The organism is Streptomyces sp. NPDC060366, assembly GCF_042725135.1.
GTDB lineage: Bacteria > Actinomycetota > Actinomycetes > Streptomycetales > Streptomycetaceae > Streptomyces.
In genome coordinates this window covers 673,212-695,015 of record NZ_JBHXDC010000003.1, presented here as the reverse complement: position 1 = coordinate 695,015, position 21,804 = coordinate 673,212, and the positions used below count along the sequence as shown (strand labels likewise).

Below are 21,804 nucleotides of genomic sequence, written 5' to 3'. Positions count from 1 at the left end.
TTGATCGGCCGAAGCCGCCGCCGCCAGCCTTGTGAGAGAGCCGTCATCGACAGCAGACACACCCTATCGAAGGGCCTTCAGACACATGTCCGATCAGATTCCGATGCGCGTCGCCGTCGTGGGGGCGACCGGGTTCCAGGGCGGTGCCGTGGCCCGTCTGCTGGCCGAACGTGGACAGCGGGTCCGTACGCTCACACGCGCCGCCGAGGCGGACCGGCCACCGCTCCGCGGCGCCTCGTTCGTGGGCGGTGACCTGGCCGATCCCGCCGATGTGGGGCGGCTGATGCAGGGCGCGACGCACGCCTCGGTGGTGATGCCGCTGGTGTACGGGACGGAGCAGGTGCGGCGGTACGCCCGTAATATCGCCTCCGCGGCACGCGAGTTCGGCATCCAGCGCATCGTCTACAACGCCAACACGCGTATCCCCGCCGAGTCGACGAACGTCGCCGCCTTCGAGACGCGCCGGATCGCCGAGGAGGAACTGCGGGCGAGCGGTGTGCCGTTGGTGGTGCTGAGGCCGCCGGTCTATCTGGACAACCTGTTCAGCCCGTGGAACGGTCCGGCGCTGGTCACCGAGGGCGTACTGGCCTATCCGCTGCCGTCCGGCACCACCGCCGCCTGGATCTCGCACCGGGACCTCGCGGAGGCGGTCTTCGCGGCGCTCACCGTCGACGGCGTGGAGGGCGAGACCTTCGACATCGGCGGGAGCGAGTCGCTGACCGGCGACGAGCTGGCTTCGGCGTTCGCCACCGGGCTCGGCCGCGAGGTGCGCTACCTGCCGCTGCCCCCGACGGTGTTCGAGCAGGCGCTTTCCCAGGTCGCCGGTGCCGAGGCGGCGGCCGGCGTCGCGGGCATCTACCACTACATGGCGACGGGCATCGACCCGCTGCTGATGGCGGGCGACGGCGGCCGGGCGGCGGACGCGCTCGCCCTGAAGCCGGCGCCGGTGGACGAGTGGGTGACGCGCCAGCCGTGGCAGGTCTGGTCGACGGAGGCGAGCTGACGCCCACCGGGCACCCCCCACCAGCCCCCCGCCCAAACCCCCATCCCCCGATCCACTCGATTGCCCCCGATCCCGTCCCGTTCTCGCGGAGCCACCCGTGCGGCCCGCGAGGACGGGGCGTTCCCATTTCCGGGCCCCGCGATCACCGCGACTTCCGCGATCCGTACTCCGCGATCTGGCCGATTCCGGCCACGCCCCCAGAGTTGCCCAGGTCTTAACGGGGCGGCGGATTGTGGACCGGAACATCAGGGGAAGGCTCATCCGGTACGTACGGCAAGCACGCTCGTTTCACCCGATTACCACCGCTATTGGAGTGAACGCGGACAGGAGCGGCCATGCCCGCAGCCCGCCAGTCACCGACAGAGCAGCTACAAATAACACCGAACTCCGGCGAAAGCCCCTCTTCAGCTCCACCTGCCATGCCTGCCACGCCCGCTCAGCCCTCAGGTGATCTCATGATCGGTCGCATTCCCGTCCTGGACGTACGCCCTCTCGTCAACTGCGGCAAACGCCCCGCCAAGGCGGTGAGCGGAGAGACGTTCCAGGTCACCGCGACCGTCTTCCGTGAGGGCCACGACGCCGTCGGCGCCAACGTCGTCCTGCGGGGCCCGGACGGCCGGCCCGGCCCCTGGACCCCCATGCGCGAACTGGCCCCCGGCACCGACCGCTGGGGCGCCGACGTCACGCCGACGTCCGAAGGCCGGTGGACGTACAAGGTGGAGGCGTGGAGCGATCCGCTCGCCACCTGGCGCCACGCCGCCCAGATCAAGATCCCGGCCGGTATCGACACCGAACTCGTCCTGGCCGAGGGCGCCGCCCTCTACGAACGGGCGGCGGCCGGCGTCCCCAAACGGGACGGCCGCGAGGCGGTCCTCGCCGCCGTGGACGCCCTGCGCGACGAGCGCCACCCTGCCCCCGCCCGGCTCGCGGCAGCCCTCACCCCGGAGGCCGACGACGCCCTCTCACGCCACCCGCTGCGCGAGCTCGTCTCGTCGTCGAAGCCGGCGAAGCTGCTGGTGGAGCGCGAAAGGGCGCTGTACGGCTCCTGGTACGAGCTGTTCCCGCGCTCCGAGGGAGCGGTCGTCACCCCGGGCGAGCCGCCGGTCAGCGGCACGTTCAGGACCGCCGCCGAACGGCTGCCCGCCGTCGCCGCGATGGGTTTCGACGTCGTCTATCTGCCGCCGATCCACCCCATCGGCACCGCGCACCGCAAGGGCCCGGACAACACGCTCCACGCGGGCCCGCACGATGTCGGCGTCCCGTGGGCCATCGGCTCCGCGGACGGCGGCCACGACGCGATCCACCCCGACCTCGGCACGATCGAGGACTTCGACGCCTTCGTGGCGAAGGCCGCCTCGCTGCGCATGGAGATCGCGCTGGACTTCGCCCTCCAGTGCTCGCCCGACCACCCCTGGGTCAAGGAGCACCCGGAGTGGTTCCACCACCGCGCGGACGGCACGATCGCGTACGCCGAGAATCCGCCCAAGAAGTACCAGGACATTTATCCGATCGCCTTCGACCGCGACATGGACGGCCTGGTCGCGGAGACCCTCCGGGTGCTGCGGTACTGGATGGACCACGGCGTCCGGATCTTCCGTGTCGACAACCCGCACACCAAGCCGGTGGTCTTCTGGGAGCGGGTGATCGCCGACATCAACGAGTCCGACCCCGATGTGATCTTCCTGGCCGAGGCGTTCACGCGGCCGGCCATGATGCACACCCTGGGCGCGATCGGGTTCCAGCAGTCGTACACCTACTTCACCTGGCGCAACACCAAGCAGGAGCTGACCGACTACCTCACCGAGCTGTCGGGCGAGGCCGCGTCGTACATGCGCCCGAACTTCTTCGTCAATACGCCCGACATCCTGCACGCCTATCTTCAGGACGGTGGCCGTCCGGCATTCGAGGTACGCGCGGTACTCGCCGCGACGATGGTGCCGTCCTGGGGCGTCTACGCAGGGTATGAACTCATGGAGAACGCCCCCGCGAAACCCGGGAGCGAGGAGTATCTGCATTCGGAGAAGTACGAGCTGCGCCCCCGGAACTGGGAATCGGCGGAGCGAGAGGGACGCACCATCGCCCCGCTCATCACCGCGCTCAACCGGATCAGGCGCCGGCACCCCGCGCTGCGCCGGCTGCGCGACATCCACTTCCACCACGTCGACAACGACGCGGTCATCGCGTACAGCAAGCGGTCGGGCTCGGGCTCGGATGTCGTGGTGGTCGTCGTGAACCTCGATCCTCACCACACCCAGGAGGCGACGGTCTCGTTGGACATGCCGCGGCTCGGCCTCGACTGGCACGAGACCGTCCCGGTGCGCGACGAGCTCACCGGAGAGATCTACCACTGGGGCAGGGCCAACTACGTGCGCCTGGAGCCGGGTGTGACACCCGCGCACATCGTCGTTCTGCGACCGTCCCCGCCGATCGGAGGGTCACCCACATCATGATCATCAATGAGCCCGTCCACGACCTGTTCGAGGACACTCCCGCGAAGGACCGTGACCCCGACTGGTTCAAACGAGCCGTCTTCTACGAAGTCCTGGTGCGCTCGTTCCAGGACAGCAACGGCGACGGCGTCGGAGACCTCAAGGGCATCACCGCCAAACTGGACTATCTCCAGTGGCTCGGTGTCGACTGTCTCTGGCTGCCGCCGTTCTTCAAGTCCCCGCTGCGCGACGGCGGTTACGACGTCTCCGACTACACCGCCGTACTGCCCGAGTTCGGCGACCTCGCCGACTTCGTGGAGTTCGTCGACGCCGCCCACCAGCGCGGCATGCGCGTGATCATCGACTTCGTCATGAATCACACCAGCGACCAGCACAACTGGTTCCAGGAGTCCCGCAAGGACCCCGACGGGCCGTACGGCGATTACTACGTCTGGGCCGACGACGACAAGCAGTTCCCGGAAGCGCGGATCATCTTCGTCGACACCGAGACGTCCAACTGGACCTTCGACCCGGTCCGTAAGCAGTACTACTGGCACCGCTTCTTCTCGCACCAGCCGGACCTCAACTACGAGAACCCGGCCGTGCGCGAGGAGATCATCTCCGCGCTGCGCTTCTGGCTGGACCTCGGTATCGACGGTTTCCGCCTCGACGCCGTGCCGTACCTCTACCAGGAGGAGGGCACCGACTGCGAGAACCTCCCCGCCACCCACGCGCTGCTGCGCGAGGTCCGCGAGATCTGCGACACGCACTACCCGGACACCGTGCTGCTCGCCGAGGCCAACCAGTGGCCGGAGGACGTCGTCGACTACTTCGGTGACTACGCCAAGGGCGGCGACGAGTGCCACATGGCGTTCCACTTCCCCGTGATGCCGCGCATCTTCATGGCCGTACGGCGCGAGTCCCGCTATCCGGTCTCGGAGATCCTGTCCAAGACCCCGGCGATCCCGACCGGTTGCCAGTGGGGCATCTTCCTGCGCAACCACGACGAGCTGACGCTCGAAATGGTCACGGACGAAGAACGCGACTACATGTACGCGGAGTACGCCAAGGACCCGCGGATGCGCGCCAACATCGGCATCCGGCGCAGGCTCGCCTCGCTGCTGGACAACGACCGCAACCAGATCGAGCTGTTCACCGCTCTGCTGCTGTCGCTGCCCGGCTCCCCGATCCTCTACTACGGGGACGAGATCGGGATGGGCGACAACATCTGGCTCGGCGACCGGGACGCGGTACGGACCCCGATGCAGTGGACCCCGGACCGGAACGCGGGCTTCTCGTCCTGCGATCCCGGCCGGCTCTACCTCCCGACGATCATGGACCCGGTCTACGGCTACCAGGTGACGAACGTCGAGGCCGCGATGGCGTCGCCGTCGTCGCTGCTGCACTGGACGCGCCGCATGATCGAGATCCGGAAGCAGAACCCGGCCTTCGGACTCGGCTCGTACACGGAACTGCCGTCGACGAACCCGGCGGTGCTCGCGTTCCTGCGCGAGGCGCCGTCGCAGGACGGCAACGGCGACGACCTGGTGCTCTGCGTGCACAACTTCTCACGCTTCGCACAACCCACCGAGCTGGACCTGCGCGCGTTCAGCGGGCGTCATCCGGTCGAACTCATCGGCGGGGTGCGCTTCCCCGCCATCGGCGACTGGCCCTATCTGCTGACGCTGGCGGGCCACGGCTTCTACTGGTTCCGGCTCAGGCAGGACCCCGCGCCCGGCTGACGGCGGGGCATTTCGGGCCGGTTGGGAGCCGACCGGTCAGAACGTGAGTGCGGGGCGGTCGGTTATGTCCGCCCCGCACGGGGCACCATCCCCGACATCGAGTCCGTACGTACGAACCGACTCACGGTCCGGGCGGACTTCCCGCGCCGGGCGGGCTTTCGGTCCGTACGGGCCATCCTCACCCGACACGTCCCGCACAGGCCGGACTCCGTTGCCGCAATCCGGGACACTCTGCGCATCCTGTGGTGTGCCCGGGGAAAGGACGCGATGCCATGTCGAAGGCTGCATCCACCCGGAGCTCACCACGCCCCGGTGCGGCGCTCCCGCCCGCCGGGGCCGGGAGACTGGTCGATTCGCTCGCCCCCCTGCTTCACGAGTGGCTGCCGCGGCAGCGCTGGTTCGCGGGCAAGGGCCGGCCGATCACGGGCTTCTCGGCGGTGGCCGCCACCGAACTGATGCCGCCCGACGCCTCGGGTCCGGGACCCGGCCTCCTCCATCTGCTGGTCCGTGTCGAACAGCGCTCCACCCCCGATCCGGACGCGCCACCGGTCCCCGTCGCCCCCACCGACGACTGCTACCAGTTGCTGATCGGCGTACGGTCCGCGCTGCCGCCACAACTCGCCGCCGCCCGTATCGGCGTCGTCGGCGAGGGGCCGCTGGCCGGCCGGGTCGTCTACGAGGCGCTGCACGATCCACTCCTCGCCGATCTGTTGCTGGAGCAGTTGCGCTCCCCCGGCGCGCTCGGGCCGCTGCGCTTCGACCGCGCCGTCGAGATCCCGGCCGGACTCGCGCCGCGACTGCTCGGCGCGGAGCAGTCGAACTCGTCGCTCGTCTACGGCGAGAAGTACATCCTCAAGATCCTCCGCCGGGTCTTCCCCGGCGCCAACCCCGATCTGGAACTGCCGCTCGCCCTCGCCCGCCAGGGCAGCCGGCGGGTGCCGTCACCGGTCGCCTGGTTCGAGGCCGTGAGCGCGGACGTGGGCGGCGGGGCGGGGCCGCAGTCGCTGACGCTCGGGGTGCTCCAGCCGTTCCTCCGGAACTCCGAGGACGGCTGGCGGCTCGCGCTGCGCGCGCTGGCCGACGGGCGTGAATTCACCGACGAGGCACGTGCGCTGGGGCGGGCCACCGCCGAGGTGCATCTGGCGCTCGCCGCCGCGCTGCCGACCGAGTCCCTCGGGCCGCATCAGACGGCGAATCTGGCCGACGCCATGTCGGGGCGGCTGGACGCGACCGCGCAGGCGGTGCCCGCGCTGCTGCCGTACGTCGGCGGGCTGCGTACCGCCTTCGACGCGCTTGCCCGCTCCGGGAACGGTCCGGGGGAAAGGGACGGGGCGGGGGCCGGGGGCGGTCCCGTCACACGGGCGCAGCGCGTGCACGGCGATCTGCATCTCGGTCAGACGCTGCGGACGCCGGACGGCGAGTGGTCCCTGATCGACTTCGAGGGCGAACCGGCCCGGCCCCTCACCGAACGCCGCCGCCCGCAGCCCGCGGTGCGCGACGTGGCCGGCATGCTCCGCTCCTTCGACTACGCCGCCCGCAACCACCAGCCCTGGAACCCCGGATGGGCGGAGCGCTCCCGGTCCGCGTTCTGCGACGGCTACGCGGACGCGACGGGCACCGACCCGCGCGAGGACGCGGCGCTGCTGCGGGCGTACGAGACGGACAAGGCGGTGTACGAGGTGCTGTACGAGGCCCGGAACCGCCCCGACTGGCTGCCCGTCCCGATGGCGGCGATCCACCGGCTGGCCGGCCACCGCCCCTGACACCCATCGCGCGACACCGACCGCCGACACCGAGCCGCCGACACCCAACCGCCGACACCGAAGACCGGTGGGCCGACCCGTCGGCCCACCGGCCCCGAGACCCCCGTCGTCCCCGCCGAGGAGGCAGCCCCCGTGACCGCCCGCCCGCCGTCCGAGAACCCGTCAGAGCCGCAGCCCCAGCTCCCCGCCAACGGAGTCCCGGCCCCCGCCGGCGCGCGCCGTAAGCGCGACGAGCCCCCGGCGAGGGAGGGGAAGGAAGCCAAGGAGGCGAAGGACGCGCAGGAGGCGAAGGGGGCCAAGTCCGACAGGGCCGGCAAGTCCGCCAAGCCCGAGAAAGCCGCGAGGGCCGAGAGGGCGGGCAGCGCGGACGAGGCGGGCAAGGCCGCCGACAGGTCCGCGGACGCGTCGAAGCCGCCCAAGCCGCCCAAGCCGTCGAAGCCGCACAAGGGGACCGGCGGCCATATCGTGCACCCCGCCCCACCACTGCCGGAGGCCGACCGGCACCGGCTGCTGAGCGGCGCGCACCACGACCCGCATTCCGTGCTCGGCGCCCACCCCGGCAAGGGCGGCGTCGTCCTGCGCGCGCTGCGCCCGTACGCGAAGGGCGTGACCGTCGTCGCGAAGGACCTGCGGGCCCAACTGCACGACGACGGCGACGGGTTCTTCTCCGGCGTCCTGCCGTGGCGCAAGGTCCCGGAGTACTCCCTCCTGGTGCGCTACGGGATCACGGCCGAGGAGGGCGCGGACACCGCCGACGAGGTCGACGAACAGGAGGTGCAGGACCCGTACCGCTTCCTGCCCACCCTCGGCGACCTCGATCTGCACCTCGTCGGCGAGGGCAGGCACGAGGAGCTGTGGAACGCGCTCGGCGCCCGCCCGATGGTCCACCAGGGCGTCACGGGTACCCGTTTCACCGTCTGGGCGCCGAACGCGCAGGGCGTGCGGATCTCCGGTGACTTCAACTACTGGGACGGCACGGTCTTCCCGATGCGCTCGCTCGGCTCGACCGGCGTGTGGGAACTGTTCGTGCCCGGCGTCGGCGAGGGCGCGCTCTACAAGTTCGACATCACCCGCCCCGACGGCACGCACACGCTGCGCGCCGACCCGATGGCCCGCCGCACCGAGGTGCCGCCGTCGACGGCGTCGATCGTCACGGAGTCGCACCACGTGTGGCACGACGAGGAGTGGCTGGCGCACCGCGGCGACCTGCCGGTGCACGAGGCACCGTTCTCCGTGTACGAACTCCATCTCGCCTCCTGGCGACCGGGTCTGACGTACCGTCAGCTGGCTCTCCAACTCCCCTCGTACGTAAAGGATCTGGGCTTCACCCATGTCGAGCTGATGCCGGTCGCCGAGCATCCCTTCGGCGGTTCCTGGGGTTACCAGGTCACCGGCTTCTACGCCCCCACCTCCCGGATGGGCACGCCCGACGACTTCCGCTTCCTGGTGGACACGCTGCACCGCGCGGGCATCGGCGTCATCGTGGACTGGGTGCCGGCGCACTTCCCGAAGGACGAGTGGGCGCTGGCGCAGTTCGACGGCAGGCCGCTGTACGAGCACTCGGACCCCTCCCGCGCCGAGCATCCCGACTGGGGCACGCTGGAGTTCGACTTCGGCCGCACCGAGGTGCGCAACTTCCTCGTCGCCAACGCCGTGTACTGGTGCGAGGAGTTCCACATCGACGGCCTGCGGGTCGACGCCGTCGCCTCGATGCTCTATCTCGACTACTCCCGCGAGGCCGGCGAATGGACGCCTAACGAGCGCGGCGGGCGGGAGAATCTGGACGCCGTCGCCTTCCTCCAGGAGATGAACGCGACCGTCTACCGCCGCTGCCCCGGTGTCGTCACGATCGCCGAGGAGTCCACGGCCTGGGACGGCGTCACCCGCCCCACGCACCTCATCGGCCCCGGCGGCTTCGGCGGTCTCGGCTTCGGCCTGAAGTGGAACATGGGCTGGATGCACGACTCCCTGGACTATGTCTCCAAAGAGCCGGTGCACCGCAAGTACCACCACAGCGAGATGACCTTCTCGATGGTGTACGCGTACAGCGAGAACTACGTCCTGCCGATCTCGCACGACGAAGTCGTCCACGGCAAGCGGTCGCTGGTCTCCAAGATGCCCGGCGACTGGTGGCAGCAGCGGGCCAACCACCGGGCCTACCTCGGCTACATGTGGGCGCATCCGGGCAAGCAACTCCTCTTCATGGGGCAGGAGTTCGCCCAGGGCGCGGAGTGGTCGGAGAGCCACGGCCCGGACTGGTGGCTGCTGGACCCGTCGTACGCGGCGGAGGCCGACCACCGCGGCGTACGGGACCTGGTGCGCGATCTGAACGCGGTCTACGGCCGGACCCCGGCGCTCTGGCAGCGCGACACCGTCCCCGAGGGCTTCGCCTGGGTGGAGGGGGACGCCGGGGAGGACAACGTGTTCGCGTTCCTGCGCTTCGACGCGCAGGGCACGCCGCTGCTCGCCGTCTCCAACTTCTCTCCGGTGGTACGGCACCAGTACCGCATCGGTGTCCCGGATGGCGTCTCGGGCTGGACGGAGGTCATCAACACCGACGCGGGGCGCTACGGCGGCGGGGACGTGTTCAACATGGACACCCTCAAGCCGGAGCCGGTCCCCACGCACGGCCGCCCGGCGAGCGTCCAACTGACGCTGCCACCACTGGCGACGCTGTGGCTGAAGCCGGTGTGATCCGCTCGCCGGCCCGCTGCGGGCCGGCTCAGCAGGATGCGTGCCGCGTCTCGGCGTGCGTCCCGGCGGGCGCCGGGTCGCACGCCGGGACGTTCCGCGCGGACAGCACGAGCGCGACGACCGTCGCCGCCACGGCGAGCGCTCCCGCCACCGTGCCGGCGCCGACGCGTCCGCGCTTCCCGCGGCTTCTCGTACGGCGCATGTCTCCCCCGTTGTGGACATGACGACCGTGCCCGTCCGGGGGCGGGGTTCACGACCCCGTGGACCGGGTGGTGGCGCTCTCGTAAGCGAGTCGGGGCGGGACAGTGACATTCCGTACGATGCCGAGTCGCTGGGTCGCCCGGGTCAGCGCCACGTACAGGTCGTTGGTGCCGCGCGGTGAGCCGTCCAGTACGGCCTCCGGGTCGACGACGATCACCGTGTCGAACTCCAGCCCCTTCGCCTGCCGGGGATCGAGCAGGACGACCGGCCGGGTGAGGTCGGGGGCGACTCCCCAGGAGGCGTCGGGGAGTTCGGCGGCGAGCGCGGGCAGCAGCGCGGCGGGGGCGATCACCGCGAGCCGTCCGTCGCCGCCGTGTTCCGCCGCGTGCGAGGCCGCGTGTCCGACGGCGCTCGCTGCGGCCGTACGGACGAGGTCGGCCGGCTTCACCTCCCGTACCCACGGGCCGACTCCGGTCGAGCGGACCGAACTCGGCGGCTCGAACGCCGGGTCCTCCAGGCGCCTCACCTCGGCGGCGACGGCCATGATCTCGGCGGGCGTGCGGTAGTTGACGCCGAGCCGTACATGCTCCCAGCGCTCTCCGACGTACGGCCGCAGGATCTGCTGCCAGGAGTCGCAGCCGGCCACGTCCCCGGTCTGCGCCGGGTCGCCCACCAGCGTCATGGAGCGGGCCGGGCAGCGGCGCATCAGCAACCGCCAGGCCATCGCGGACAGTTCCTGCGCCTCGTCCACCACGATGTGGCCGAAGGCCCAGGTGCGGTCGGCGGCGGCGCGCTCGGCGGCGCTGCGGGTGTCGGCCTCCTCCTGGCGTTCGGCCAGGCGTTCGGCGTCGATGAGGTCGTGTGCGAGCAGGACCTCCGCGTCCTCCTCGTCCTTGTCCTCGAACTCGTAGGTACGGGAGCCGTAACTCAGCTCCAGCACGCCCTGGGCGTACTCGATCCGCCCGCGCCGATCGGCCTCGGCGGCGGCGCGCGCGGCGGCGTCGTCCTCGCCCAGCAGCTCGGCGGCCTCGTCGAGCAGAGGGACGTCGGCGTCGGTCCAGTGGTCGTCACCACTCACCTGACGGCTGATCAACTCGCCGTCACCGTCGGGGAGATGGGTCGGCTCGCTCAGATAGTCCGCGACGAGGTCCTGCGGGGTGAGCGTGGGCCACAGCTCGTCGATCGCGGACTGAACGGCCGCACTGGTGGCGATCGCCTTGCCGAGCTGTGCGACGTCGGTGGGGTCGAGGAGGTTCGGGCCGCCGTACGGGTCGGCCCCGAGCCGCTCGGCGAGCTGCTCGGTGAGGGAGTCGATGACGGAGAAGGCGAAGTGCGGCCGGGCGAGATTGTGCGGGAGGCCGGTGTCACGAGCGCGGGCACGCGCGTCCTCGGCCATCGCGCGGTCCAGATAGAGCGTTCCGTCGTCGTGCTCGATCTCGATGTGCGGATCGGGCACCGCCTGCCGGTCGCGCAGCGCGGCGGCCAGCACGTCCGCCATCTCCGCGCGGCCCTTGACGGCCGCGGCGGCCGGGGTGTCGATCGCGGTCGCCCGTACGCCGGGGAAGAGTTCGCCGGTCGTCGCCAGCAGCACACCGGTCTCACCGAGGGAGGGCAGTACCTCGCCGATGTACCCGAGGAAGGCGGGGTTGGGCCCGACGATCAGCACGGCACGGCGCGCCAGCCGTTCGCGGTGCGCGTACAGCAGATAAGCGGCCCGGTGCAGCGCGACGGCGGTCTTGCCGGTCCCGGGCCCGCCCTCCACGACGAGCACCCCGCAGTACGGAGCGCGGATGATGCGGTCCTGCTCGGCCTGGATGGTCCGCACGATGTCGCTCATCCGCCCCGTACGGGCCGAGTCGAGCGCGGCGAGCAGCACGGCGTCGCCGTCCGGGTCCTCGTAGCCGGTGCGGGTGGTGTCGCTGAGATCCATGATCTCGTCGTGGAGCGCGGTGACGCGCCGCCCCTCGGTGGTGATGTGCCGGCGGCGGCGCAGACCCATCGTCGAATAGCCGGTGGCGAGATAGAAAGGGCGGGCGACGGGGGCGCGCCAGTCGATGAGCAGCGGGTGTGTTCCGCGTCGTCCTGGCGCATTCCGATGCGGCCGATGTGATGGGTGACGCCGTCGTCGAGATCGATACGGCCGAAACAGAGCCCCGATTCCACGGCATTCAGCGTGGTGACGGTGCCGGAGTGCTCGGCGACCCTGATATCCCGCTCCACCATGGCCTGCCGACCCGTGCTGACCTGCCCGATCGACGTCCGCACGGCGTCCTCGGCCTGCTCCCGGAGCGCGTCGAGACGCTCATGGAGGAGCGAGACGAATTGCTGTTCGCTGCGCAATTCCTCGGTTGACAATTCAGCCCCTGTCCGATACGCTTTGCTCAGTTAGTTGATTTTCGAGTTTTCGCATGCATAAAAGATGCGGCGAAAGCCGAAACACCAAATATACGCAGAGCGATACCCCGACCGTCAATTCGGTGCGGGGTATTTTTGTGCGCGGGGCCTGCGCACGGGCCTGCTCGGGGATCCGCGAGGGCCGCTCCGGATCTCTAGATGACATCCTCCAGCTCTTGGAGCAGCCGGCGCTTGGGGCGGGCGCCGACCATCGACTTCACCGGTTCGCCGGCGCGGAAGACCAGGAGCGTCGGCATCGCGAGGACGCCGTAGCGGTTCGTGGTCTCCGGATTCGTGTCCACGTCGAGCTGGACGACCTTGAGCCGCGCCGCCTCCTCCTCGGCCACGGCGCTGAGCACCGGCGCGAGCTGGCGGCACGGCGGGCACCAGTCGGCGGTGAACTCCACCAGCACCGGGAGCCCGGCCTTCAGTACCTCGTCGTCGAAGGTCGCGTCCGTCACCACGGCGACGCCCTCTGCCTGGATCATGTGTCTTCTCCCTCGGGGAGCTGGTGGATGGTGAGCTCGCACAACGGCTCCGGCCCGGCGGCCCGAGCCGCCCCGGCCCGAGCCGCCCCGGCCCGAGCCGCCTCGGCCTGGACGGCCTCCGCCTGCGCGAGCTGCTCGCCGACCTGGGCGCGTATCGAACCGAGCCGGCCGATCAGCTCGTCCAGCTCGGCGAGCTTGCCGCGGTACACGTCGAGTGAGGCGGGACAGGAGTCCCCGGCCGGATGCCCGGCACGCAGACACTCGACGAACGGCCGCGTCTCCTCCAGATCGAACCCGAAATCCTGAAGGGTCCGGATCTGCTGGATCAGCCGCAGATCGTCCTCGTCGTACGTGCGGTAGCCGTTCCCCGCCCGCCGGGCGGGCAGCAGCCCGCGGGACTCGTAGTAACGCAGAGTCCGGGTACTGGTCCCCGCCCGCTCCGCGAGCTCGCCGATGCGCATGTCCACGACGGTAATCCTTGACGCCGACGTCAAGGCAACGAAGGACGCTACGGTCCGTCGCCGGACGCGAGCGCGTGCCGGACCGCGGCCAGCGCCTCCTCGTCGCTGGTGCCGAGCAGCCGCGCGGCGGTCGCGAAGTCACGGGCGCGCTCGGCGAGCTTGGCCCTGGCGGCGTCGCCCACCGCGCCCGCCGCGGCCGCTGCCACGCGCGTACCGGAACCACGTCTGCTCTGCACGAGCCCCGCCGACTCCAACTCGCGGTAGGCGCGGACGACGGTGTTGTTGGCGAGTCCGAGGTCGGAGGCGAGTTGCCGTACGGGGGGCAGCCGGTCGCCCTCGCGCAGGCGCCCCACCGAGATCAGATCCGCGAGCTGTGTCCTGATCTGCTCGAACGGCGGAACGGGGGCGCCGGAATCCACCCGGATGCTGAGCCCGCCGGCAGTCATGACCTCTCCTCGATGTGAGCGCGCGGTACGAGCAGTGCGACGAGGCACCAGCCGGCCGTGACGGCGGAGACGAACGCGACGAACGTCAGGCCCAACGCGCCGAGGCCGACGGCCCACCCGCCGCACGGGAGGGTGAACAAGGCCACAGCCATGTTCGACGATACGGCGAAGAGCGGTGCGGCCACCAACACGCCCCACGCCCCGATGGTCACCCGCGCCCTGACCCGCCGCAGCCCGTCGTCGCCCGCCCGCGCGGTGACGCGCCGCAGGGTCAGCGCACAGACGACGCTCCCGACGCCGAGCCCGCTCAGGACCGGCCACGCGTAGTACGGTCCCGGCCAGGGACCGATCACGTGCGTCTGCCCCTGACAGCTCGCGGTCAGCGCCCGCCCCACCCGCCCGGCCTCGTCGGCGGAGGCGGTGCCGACGGAGACGGCCAGCAGGATCACCAGGAACACGGCCTGCGCTACCAGGGACGCGGCGAGCGCACGGGGTATCTGATCCCGCACCCGCCGCCGCACCACCCCCGCCTCCCGCACACCACGCCGCCGGGGATGCACGACGAGATCGGCGAGCAGCACACCGCCGACGGAGCAGAGTCCGAAGACGGGAATGGCGTAGAGGAGATCGACGTCGGGCTCGTGATTGAAGGCGACGGCCTGATTGATCCCGAGACCGGCCAGCGGGCCGGCCCAGCGGATGGGAGCGTCGGCCCAGTCCCGCCAACTCCTCACCGGAGCAATGGAATTGGACATAAGGGCACCCCTCCCCGAACCACCGTCAAGTGTGTCAGCTCTCTGAGACAATCTGCCGACTCGACGCAACTGTGTCAAGTATCTGATACGCCTGGGATGTGGCGCGAAACCGACCACATTGGTTGCTCTCCGTAACCGATCGAACGTAAAATGTGGCGCGTCAGCACTCTCGACCACGTCACGTGGAGGTAGGCATGGCCCGTGCCTGGGAAGCAGATCCGTCCGCCTTATTCGAGCGGCGACTCGGCAAGTCGCCGGTAGCACTGGGGAATTCGGACGGAAACGACGAGTGCCCCGACATCTGGCAGCTCGACAACGGCGACATCGCGGTGATCGGCCGGGATCTGACCGCCCAGTACGCGCCCCACCTCCCCGACGGCGTCTCACTCGCCCCGGACGAGCGCCTCGTGGTGATCCCGGGAAGCACACTCAGCTCTGCCGCGTCGGATATCGCGGATGCCTGACTGAACGGCCCGGCCACCGCGGCGCGCTCGCCTGGAAGAATTGCGCTGGGGGTTGAGTGAGACCGGTCTCGGAGCCGTACAACTCCCTGTAGGCGGGAGGCGCGATGAGTGAGACCGGAGACGTCGCGCCGCCCGTCGACCTTTTGACCATCTCCCTTACCGTCGAGCAGGCGCTCGCCCGCAGGATCGCCCTGCCCGAGCGGACCTGGACGGACGCGACGACGCGGCAACTCCAGGGGCAGCTCAGTCTGTTGCTGCTGGAGGACCTCGGCGACACGGACATCGCGCCCGTACGGGAACTGCACCGGATCGCGTACCGGCTGCTCGACAGGCACGGGCGGCCGGACGCCGACACTCCGCCCCTGCACGCGTACGAGTACATGCGGGCGCTCGCCGCCGTCACGCGGTCCGTCGCCGCGCTCTACGCTCGTGGGCTCGACGGCGAGCGGTAGACGGCGAGCAGCGGGCCGGTGGCGGGTCGAGGCTTCGGGAAGTCAACGCGCCCAGGTCATTGACGGGTACTCGGGGTTCATCTAAACAACAGAGTTGAGAGCGCTCTCAGCTCCCCGTACGACCCATCTCGGCACCATCCACACCGGAGGTGTTCCTTGAGAACGAGCCGCACCGGAAACAGACTCCCCGGAGCCCGCACCGCCCGCACACCCCTCCTCGCCGCCTTCCTCGCCATGTCCGTCGCCGTCGCCGGATTCGTCGGTCTGACCGGCGCCGGCACCGCCCGTGGCGACGTACCGCCCACGCCCGGCTGGAACCTCCAGTGGAGCGACGACTTCAACGGCGGGAACGGCGCCCCGCCGTCCGCCACCAACTGGCAGGTCGACACGGGGCACGGCTACCCCGGCGGTCCGGGCAACTGGGGCACCGGCGAGATCCAGAACTACACCGCGAACGCCGAGAATCTGAGTCTCGACGGCAACGGAAACCTGAAGATCACCCCGCTCCGGGACGGCGGGGGCAACTGGACGTCGGCGCGCGTCGAGACGAAACGCGCCGACTTCAAGGCACCGGCCGGCGGCACCCTGCGTATCGAGGGCCGGATTCAGATGCCGAACGTGACCGGCGCCGCCGCGGCCGGCTACTGGCCCGCCTTCTGGGCGCTCGGCGCGCCCTACCGGGGCAACTACTGGAACTGGCCCGCCATCGGCGAGTTCGACATCATGGAGAACGTCAACGGGATCAACTCCGTCTGGGCGGTGCTGCACTGCGGCGTGAACCCCGGCGGCCCCTGCAACGAGACCACCGGAATCGGGGCCAACCGCCCGTGCCCCGGCGCGAGTTGCCAGTCGGCGTTCCACACGTACCGCTTCGAGTGGGACCGCTCCAGCTCGCCCAACGCGCTGCGCTGGTACGTGGACGACCAGCTCTACCACACCGTCACCCAGAACCAGTTGGACGCCACGACGTGGGCCAACATGACCGAGCACGCGGGGTACTTCATCCTGCTCAACGTCGCGATCGGCGGCGCGTTCCCGGACGCGCTCGGCGGGCCCACGCCGACACCGGCCACCGTGCCGGGGCGCCCGATGCTCGTCGACTACGTCGGCGTCTGGACCCGTGGCGGATCCGGCCCGACCGACCCGCCGACCGATCCGCCGCCGTCCGGCTCCTCGCAGTTGTACGCCCGCACCGGCGGCGGGCTCGGTGACGCCACCACCTCGGGCGCGAACGCCACACTGGTGTCGGCGGGCGGCGGCAACCGCGACGGGACGCCGTACAACCCGCAGGTCTTCACCTCCGGCGGGATCACCCGCGCCCACAACGGCGGGTCGACACAGTTCGACCTCTTCGTCGACGCGGGTACGACGGTGGCCAACGGGCAGCAGGTGAGGGTGAGTTACGACCGTACGGGCGACGGCACCTGGGACCGTACGGAGACGTACAACTACTTCGCCACGGACCCGGCACCCGGCTTCGAGCACTACACACAGGCCAAGGGGCTGAAGGCGTCGACCGGTTCGCACGGCGACCTCGTCAACGGCAAGGTCCGGATCGAGGTCTGGAACGCCATCGGCAACGGCGCCAGCACGCTCGGCATCGGCAACCAGTCGGTCGTCCGGATCCCGTACGGCTGAGCCGGGTGACGCGGGCTCCCGTCCCGCCCGCCGACTCGGGCCCCGCAGAAGCCGTGTGGGGCCCGCAGTCGTGCGAGCCGGTCGAACGGGGGTACACGCGATATCCGTGAGCACGCACACCGGAGGGTGCTCCGAAGGCGGAGGCAGGTGGATTCGCGATGCCGGAATCAGCCGAGGGACAGCGCGGGTGGCGTCGGTGGATGAACCGCTGGTGGGTGGCCGGTCCACTGGCGTTCGTCCTGATGACGGGGCTGCGGCTGCTGATCGACCGCGACGGTGGGCTGCTCGACGCGGCCGTCCACGCGGCGATCTACACGGTGGTGGTCTCAGCCGTCGTCGTCTGGCGCCAGCGCAAGGACGGCCGCGCGGTCGGCACGGACCCGGACCGGGTGCCGGACCTCGACCGGCGCATCCGTAAGGAGGACGTGCCCGAGGATCCGCAGGAGCGCCGTTCCATGGCGGTCCTGGTACGTCGCCGCGACGAGCAACTGCGCTCGGCCGGCCGGTGGGCCTTCACCATGGTGGGGGTCTGCGTCGTACTGATCGCCGGACTCTTTCTCGCCCTCGGCGCGGTGGTTCCGGCGATCGTCGCCGTGGCTGTCGGCGCGCTGTTCGTTCCGGTGGCGCTGTGGAACCGCCGCAGGCTCTTCGCCCGGTTCGCGCGCCTGACACGGCGGCTGGAGAAGCTGGAGAAGACGGACGCGGGAGCGGGCGCGGACACCCGAACCCCCGCCGGGCACCGCCGTTGAGCCACGAGGACCGAGGACCGGCAGGGGACAGAGGACAGAAGAAATGGCCGGCCCGTACGGACGTCTCCGTACGGGCCGGCCATTCGAAGGGCCGGAGAGAAGGGGGATCAACGCCCCGGCCCGGGTCGAGCGGCTCGGTCAGACCTTCGCCGGCGTGCCGTCCGCGTCGCGCTGCTCCGGGAGGTCCGAGGGACCGTCGGAGTCCTTCGTGAGGTTCGGACCGTCGTCGCCGGCCGGCGCGTGGTCGTCGACCAGCGTCTGCTCGTCGAACGGCAGCCGGCCCGCCAGCACCTCGTCCACCCTGGCCCGGTCGATCTCCTTCGTCCACGTACCGACGAGGACCGTGGCGACCGCGTTGCCCGCGAAGTTCGTCAGGGCGCGCGCCTCGCTCATGAAGCGGTCGATGCCGACGATCAGGCCGACACCGTCGACCAGTTCGGGCCGGTGCGACTGAAGGCCGCCCGCCAGCGTCGCCAGGCCGGCGCCGGTGACGCCCGCCGCACCCTTCGACGCGATGATCATGAAGAGGAGAAGCCCGATCTGCTCACCGATGGCGAGCGGGTCGCCCATCGCCTCGGCGATGAACAGCGACGCCATCGTGAGGTAGATGGCCGTGCCGTCGAGGTTGAAGGAGTAGCCGGTCGGCACGGTGATGCCGACGACGGGCTTGCTGACACCCAGGTGCTCCATCTTCGCGATCAGGCGCGGCAGCGCCGACTCGGACGACGAGGTGGAGACGATCAGCAGGAACTCGCGCGCCAGGTACTTCAGCAGCGCGAAGATGTTGATGCCGGTGATGACCTTGAGCAGCACGCCGAGGACGACGAAGACGAACAGGGCGCAGGTCACATAGAAGCCGATCATGATGACGGCCAGCGACTTCAGCGCGTCCATGCCGGTCTCGCCGACCACGGCCGCGATCGCGCCGAAGGCACCGACGGGCGCCGCCCACATGATCATCGCGAGGATGCGGAAGACGAGGCGCTGGATGTGCCCGATGCCGCGCAGGATCGGCTCGCCGGTGCGGCCCATCGCCTGGAGGGCGAAGCCCGCCAGCAGCGCCACGAGCAGCGTCTGGAGCACCTCACCCTCGGTGAAGGCGGAGACCAGCGTCGTGGGGATGATGCCGACCAGGAATTCGGCGGTGGTCTCGGCGTCGCCGGACACCTGTGCCGCGCCGACGTCGGCCGTCGCGTCCGTGATCTGGAGGCCGGCGCCGGGCTCCAGGATGTTGCCGACGACGAGGCCGATGGCCAGGGCGACGGTCGACATGACCATGAAGTAGCCGAGGGCCAGACCGCCGACCGCGCCGACCTTGGCGGCCTTGCGGACGGATCCGACACCGAGAACGATGGTGCAGAAGATGATCGGGGAAATCATCATCTTGATGAGGTTGACGAAGCCGGTCCCGATGGGCTTCAGCTCGACGGCCACCCCCGGGGCAGCGAATCCGACCGTGATTCCGAGAATCACTGCGGCGATCACGGCCAGATACAGATAATGGGTACGGTCCCGAGTAGCGGCCACGGGTCCTCCTTGACTCGTTTGTCCCTACGTGACCCTCCCGTCCCGAGGGGGTCCCGGCGACTATCCATCAGCCTGTGACACCGGTCACCCTTACGTGCATTTCGTTCATACGATTTCGGCCAGGCAGACTTGTGTCATGCAGCTACCCCGCCCCCGCAGCCTCGCAGGCCAGCTCTTCGCGATGCAGGTCGTGCTGGTCGCTGCCGTCGTGGCGGGATGCGCGCTGTTCGCGTACTTCACGGGCCGGGCCCAGGCCGAGGAGACCGCTGAGCGCCAGGTGACGGCCACGGCGCGCGCGATGGCCGACTCCCCATCCGTACGGGAGGCCATCAGGTCCGCCGATCCGTCCGCCAGGCTCCAGCCCTACGCCCAGCGCGTCCAGGTCGACACGGGCGTGGACTTCGTCACGATCATGAAGCCGGACGGGACGCGCTGGACGCACCCGAATCCCGAGCTGATCGGGCTGCCGTTCATCGGCACGACGGAGCCCGCGCTGCTCGGCAAGACGTTCACCGAGACCTACACGGGCACGCTCGGTCCCTCCACGCGGGTGGTGACTCCCATCAGGGACGGCGAGCGGATCACCGGGCTGATCAGTGTCGGTATCACCGTGGACCGGATCTCCAGCCAGCTGGAGGAGCAGGTGCGGATCCTGGCACTGGCGGCCGGCGGCGCCCTCGCGCTGGGCGGGGTGGGCACCTACGTCATCAACGCGCGGCTGCGCCGGCACACGCACGGGATGAACGCCGGCGAGCTGAGCCGGATGCACGACTACCACGAGGCGGCGCTGCACGCGGTGCGCGAAGGGCTGCTCATGCTGGACGGACGGCGCAGGATCGCGCTGATCAACGACGGCGGCCAGGAGCTCCTCGGTCTCGACGACAGCGCGGTGGGCCGGAACATCGACGAGCTCGGGCTGCCCGCCCCGCTCGTCGGCGCGCTTCTCGCGTCGGAGCCGCGCGTGGACGAGGTCCATATGACCGCCGACCGGATCGTGGTCGTCAGCACCCGTCCGGTGATCGGCGGCGAGCGGCGCGGTACGGTCGCGACGCTCCGGGACCACACCGAACTCCAAGCACTGTCGGGCGAGTTGGACTCGGAACGCGGCTTCACCCACGCCCTTCGCTCCCAGGCGCACGAGGCGGCGAACCGGCTGCACACGGTCGTGTCGCTGATCGAGATGGGACGGGTGGACGAGGCGGTGGAGTTCGCGACGGCGGAGCTGGAACTGGCGCAGGTGCTCACCGACCGGGTCGTCGGCGCGGTGGCCGAGCCGGTGCTGGCGGCGCTGCTGCTGGGGAAGGCGGCGCAGGCGAACGAACGCGGGGTGGAGCTGGTGCTCGCGGAGGACAGCCGTATCGACGACGGGGTGCTGCCGCCGTCACTCGCCGCCCGCGATCTGGTGACAATGCTGGGCAATCTGATCGACAACGCGATGGACGCCGCCCAGGGCACGGACGGCGCGCGGGTCACCGTCACGGCGCTGGTCGAGGACGGCGAGCTGCTGCTGCGGGTGCGGGACACCGGGCCGGGCGTCGCCCCCGGGGACATGGAGGAGGTGTTCCGGCGCGGCTGGTCGACGAGGGGCGCGGAACGCGGGCTCGGGCTGGCCCTCGTACGGCAGGCGGTGCACCGGGCGCACGGCACGGTGGAGCTGACACCGGGGCGGGACGGCGGGGCGGAGTTCACCGTACGGCTGCCGCTGGGCACGGGCGCCGACGCGCGCGCGGACGAGGCTGCGGATACCGGCACGGGTGCGGGCGCGAGCACGGGTGCCGGCACGGGCGCGGATGCGGCAGAGTCGATGGCCGGTGCCACGACCGACGGTGGGGAGGGCGGCGGATCATGACCGGTAAGAGAGACGACGACTCCCGCCCCATTCGCGTACTCGTCGTCGAGGACGACCCCGTCGCCGCCGACGCCCATCAGCTGTACGTGGGCCGTGTCCCCGGCTTCACGGTGGCCGGCGTCGCGCACTCCCGCGTCGAGGCGGGCCGGCTGCTGGAACGTACGGACATCGATCTGATCCTCCTCGACCTGTATCTGCCGGACGGGCACGGGCTCCAGCTGCTGCGCAGCCTGCGGGCCGCCGGTCACCACGCGGACGTCATCGCCGTCACGTCGGCGCGCGATCTCACCGTCGTACGCGAAGGGGTGTCGCTGGGCGTCGTGCAGTACGTGCTCAAGCCCTTCGCCTTCGCCACGCTCCGCGACAGGCTCAGCCGTTACGCCGAGTTCCGGGCCGCCGCCGGTGAGGCGAGCGGACAGGACGAGGTGGACCGGGCCCTCGGGGCACTGCGGGCGCCCCAGCCCGCGTCGCTGCCGAAGGGGCTCAGCGGGCCGACGCTGGAGTCGGTGACGCGTGCGCTCCGGGACGAGCGGGCGGGGCTGACGGCCACGGAGGCGGCGGCGCGGCTCGGTATCTCGCGGATCACCGCGCGCCGCTATCTGGAGCATCTGGTGGGCGCCGGGCAGGCGGACCGCAGCCCGCAGTACGGCCAGATCGGACGCCCGGAGCTCCAGTACCGGTGGATCGTCTCCACCCGGTAACACGCGGTTTCGGCGGCGCGTTCCGGCGGCGCGGTTCCGGCGGCACGT

General features: G+C 70.6%; 17 protein-coding genes and 1 pseudogene. 11 read left to right on the top strand and 7 right to left on the bottom strand.

Going from position 1 to position 21,804, the window contains the following annotated elements; genetic code table 11:
* Window positions 1-85: 85 nt before the first annotated feature.
* From ACFWHU_RS12030 to glgB, 5 genes are all read left to right on the top strand, one after another.
* The gene (locus ACFWHU_RS12030) at window positions 86-1,003 is read left to right on the top strand and encodes an SDR family oxidoreductase (protein WP_387224749.1); all 918 of its coding nucleotides are present in this window, start codon (window positions 86-88) and stop codon (window positions 1,001-1,003) included.
* A 455-nt stretch (window positions 1,004-1,458) separates the two neighbouring features.
* Window positions 1,459-3,453, top strand: coding sequence for an alpha-1,4-glucan--maltose-1-phosphate maltosyltransferase (locus tag ACFWHU_RS12025; protein WP_385800933.1), 1,995 nt, complete (start codon window positions 1,459-1,461; stop codon window positions 3,451-3,453).
* Window positions 3,450-5,174: a maltose alpha-D-glucosyltransferase gene (gene treS, locus ACFWHU_RS12020; protein WP_385800935.1), complete on the top strand. Its 1,725-nt coding sequence runs from the start codon at window positions 3,450-3,452 to the stop codon at window positions 5,172-5,174. The genes ACFWHU_RS12025 and treS overlap by 4 nt, the downstream gene beginning before the upstream one ends.
* Before the next feature lie 272 nt (window positions 5,175-5,446).
* Window positions 5,447-6,937 (top strand): maltokinase, encoded by a 1,491-nt coding sequence (locus ACFWHU_RS12015; RefSeq protein ID WP_387224747.1) that lies wholly within the window; start codon window positions 5,447-5,449, stop codon window positions 6,935-6,937.
* A gap of 132 nt (window positions 6,938-7,069) precedes the next feature.
* Entirely contained in the window at window positions 7,070-9,631 is a 2,562-nt protein-coding gene (glgB, locus tag ACFWHU_RS12010; RefSeq protein ID WP_387224746.1) for a 1,4-alpha-glucan branching enzyme, read from the top strand.
* A gap of 28 nt (window positions 9,632-9,659) precedes the next feature.
* Here glgB and ACFWHU_RS12005 read toward each other — a convergent pair whose 3' ends face one another.
* From ACFWHU_RS12005 to ACFWHU_RS11980, 6 genes and pseudogenes are all read right to left on the bottom strand, one after another.
* Window positions 9,660-9,833, bottom strand: a complete 174-nt coding sequence (locus ACFWHU_RS12005; RefSeq protein ID WP_387224745.1) for a hypothetical protein — start codon at window positions 9,831-9,833, stop codon at window positions 9,660-9,662.
* 48 nt (window positions 9,834-9,881) lie between these two features.
* Window positions 9,882-12,172, bottom strand: a pseudogene (locus ACFWHU_RS12000) (HelD family protein).
* 209 nt (window positions 12,173-12,381) lie between these two features.
* Window positions 12,382-12,714, bottom strand: coding sequence for a thioredoxin (gene trxA / locus ACFWHU_RS11995; protein ID WP_387224743.1), 333 nt, complete (start codon window positions 12,712-12,714; stop codon window positions 12,382-12,384).
* Window positions 12,711-13,175: a MerR family transcriptional regulator gene (locus ACFWHU_RS11990; RefSeq protein WP_387224742.1), complete on the bottom strand. Its 465-nt coding sequence runs from the start codon at window positions 13,173-13,175 to the stop codon at window positions 12,711-12,713. Before ACFWHU_RS11990 ends, trxA begins: the two co-directional genes overlap by 4 nt.
* 47 nt (window positions 13,176-13,222) lie before the next feature.
* Window positions 13,223-13,621 (bottom strand): GntR family transcriptional regulator, encoded by a 399-nt coding sequence (locus tag ACFWHU_RS11985; RefSeq protein ID WP_387224741.1) that lies wholly within the window; start codon window positions 13,619-13,621, stop codon window positions 13,223-13,225.
* Window positions 13,618-14,376 (bottom strand): hypothetical protein, encoded by a 759-nt coding sequence (locus ACFWHU_RS11980; RefSeq protein WP_385800950.1) that lies wholly within the window; start codon window positions 14,374-14,376, stop codon window positions 13,618-13,620. The genes ACFWHU_RS11985 and ACFWHU_RS11980 overlap by 4 nt, the downstream gene beginning before the upstream one ends.
* Before the next feature lie 194 nt (window positions 14,377-14,570).
* Here ACFWHU_RS11980 and ACFWHU_RS11975 point away from each other — a divergent pair, with 194 nt between their 5' ends.
* The 4 genes from ACFWHU_RS11975 to ACFWHU_RS11960 all read left to right on the top strand — a co-directional run bounded on the left by ACFWHU_RS11975 (window position 14,571) and on the right by ACFWHU_RS11960 (window position 17,679).
* Window positions 14,571-14,840 carry a hypothetical protein gene (locus tag ACFWHU_RS11975; protein ID WP_387224739.1) on the top strand — a complete coding sequence of 90 codons (270 nt, stop codon included), beginning with the start codon at window positions 14,571-14,573 and terminating at the stop codon, window positions 14,838-14,840.
* 104 nt (window positions 14,841-14,944) lie between these two features.
* On the top strand, window positions 14,945-15,292 hold the full coding sequence (locus ACFWHU_RS11970; RefSeq protein WP_387224738.1) for a hypothetical protein: 348 nt from the start codon (window positions 14,945-14,947) through the stop codon (window positions 15,290-15,292).
* Between the two features lie 156 nt (window positions 15,293-15,448).
* A complete protein-coding gene (locus ACFWHU_RS11965) occupies window positions 15,449-16,930 on the top strand; it encodes a glycoside hydrolase family 16 protein (RefSeq protein ID WP_385800960.1) in 1,482 nt (493 codons plus the stop codon).
* Window positions 16,931-17,088: 158 nt separating this feature from the next.
* A complete protein-coding gene (locus tag ACFWHU_RS11960; protein WP_387224737.1) occupies window positions 17,089-17,679 on the top strand; it encodes a hypothetical protein in 591 nt (196 codons plus the stop codon).
* 138 nt (window positions 17,680-17,817) lie between these two features.
* Here ACFWHU_RS11960 and ACFWHU_RS11955 read toward each other — a convergent pair whose 3' ends face one another.
* On the bottom strand, window positions 17,818-19,206 hold the full coding sequence (locus ACFWHU_RS11955; protein WP_387224736.1) for a cation:dicarboxylate symporter family transporter: 1,389 nt from the start codon (window positions 19,204-19,206) through the stop codon (window positions 17,818-17,820).
* Between the two features lie 136 nt (window positions 19,207-19,342).
* Here ACFWHU_RS11955 and ACFWHU_RS11950 point away from each other — a divergent pair, with 136 nt between their 5' ends.
* Entirely contained in the window at window positions 19,343-21,055 is a 1,713-nt protein-coding gene (locus ACFWHU_RS11950) for an ATP-binding protein (protein WP_387224734.1), read from the top strand.
* Window positions 21,052-21,756 carry a response regulator gene (locus tag ACFWHU_RS11945; protein WP_385800968.1) on the top strand — a complete coding sequence of 235 codons (705 nt, stop codon included), beginning with the start codon at window positions 21,052-21,054 and terminating at the stop codon, window positions 21,754-21,756. Before ACFWHU_RS11950 ends, ACFWHU_RS11945 begins: the two co-directional genes overlap by 4 nt.
* Window positions 21,757-21,804 lie beyond the last annotated feature (48 nt).

Bases quoted from the DNA above. Each gene is read 5' to 3' on its own strand.
- ACFWHU_RS11990 (WP_387224742.1), bottom strand. From the start codon at position 13,175: ATGCGCATCGGCGAGCTCGCGGAGCGGGCGGGGACCAGTACCCGGACT.
- ACFWHU_RS11950 (WP_387224734.1), top strand. From the start codon at position 19,343: ATGCAGCTACCCCGCCCCCGCAGCCTCGCAGGCCAGCTCTTCGCGATG.
- treS (WP_385800935.1), top strand. From the start codon at position 3,450: ATGATCATCAATGAGCCCGTCCACGACCTGTTCGAGGACACTCCCGCG.
- ACFWHU_RS11980 (WP_385800950.1), bottom strand. From the start codon at position 14,376: ATGTCCAATTCCATTGCTCCGGTGAGGAGTTGGCGGGACTGGGCCGAC.
- ACFWHU_RS11970 (WP_387224738.1), top strand. From the start codon at position 14,945: ATGAGTGAGACCGGAGACGTCGCGCCGCCCGTCGACCTTTTGACCATC.
- ACFWHU_RS12025 (WP_385800933.1), top strand. From the start codon at position 1,459: ATGATCGGTCGCATTCCCGTCCTGGACGTACGCCCTCTCGTCAACTGC.
- ACFWHU_RS11960 (WP_387224737.1), top strand. From the start codon at position 17,089: ATGCCGGAATCAGCCGAGGGACAGCGCGGGTGGCGTCGGTGGATGAAC.
- ACFWHU_RS11975 (WP_387224739.1), top strand. From the start codon at position 14,571: ATGGCCCGTGCCTGGGAAGCAGATCCGTCCGCCTTATTCGAGCGGCGA.
- ACFWHU_RS11945 (WP_385800968.1), top strand. From the start codon at position 21,052: ATGACCGGTAAGAGAGACGACGACTCCCGCCCCATTCGCGTACTCGTC.
- ACFWHU_RS12005 (WP_387224745.1), bottom strand. From the start codon at position 9,833: ATGCGCCGTACGAGAAGCCGCGGGAAGCGCGGACGCGTCGGCGCCGGC.
- ACFWHU_RS12015 (WP_387224747.1), top strand. From the start codon at position 5,447: ATGTCGAAGGCTGCATCCACCCGGAGCTCACCACGCCCCGGTGCGGCG.
- trxA (WP_387224743.1), bottom strand. From the start codon at position 12,714: ATGATCCAGGCAGAGGGCGTCGCCGTGGTGACGGACGCGACCTTCGAC.
- ACFWHU_RS12030 (WP_387224749.1), top strand. From the start codon at position 86: ATGTCCGATCAGATTCCGATGCGCGTCGCCGTCGTGGGGGCGACCGGG.
- ACFWHU_RS11985 (WP_387224741.1), bottom strand. From the start codon at position 13,621: ATGACTGCCGGCGGGCTCAGCATCCGGGTGGATTCCGGCGCCCCCGTT.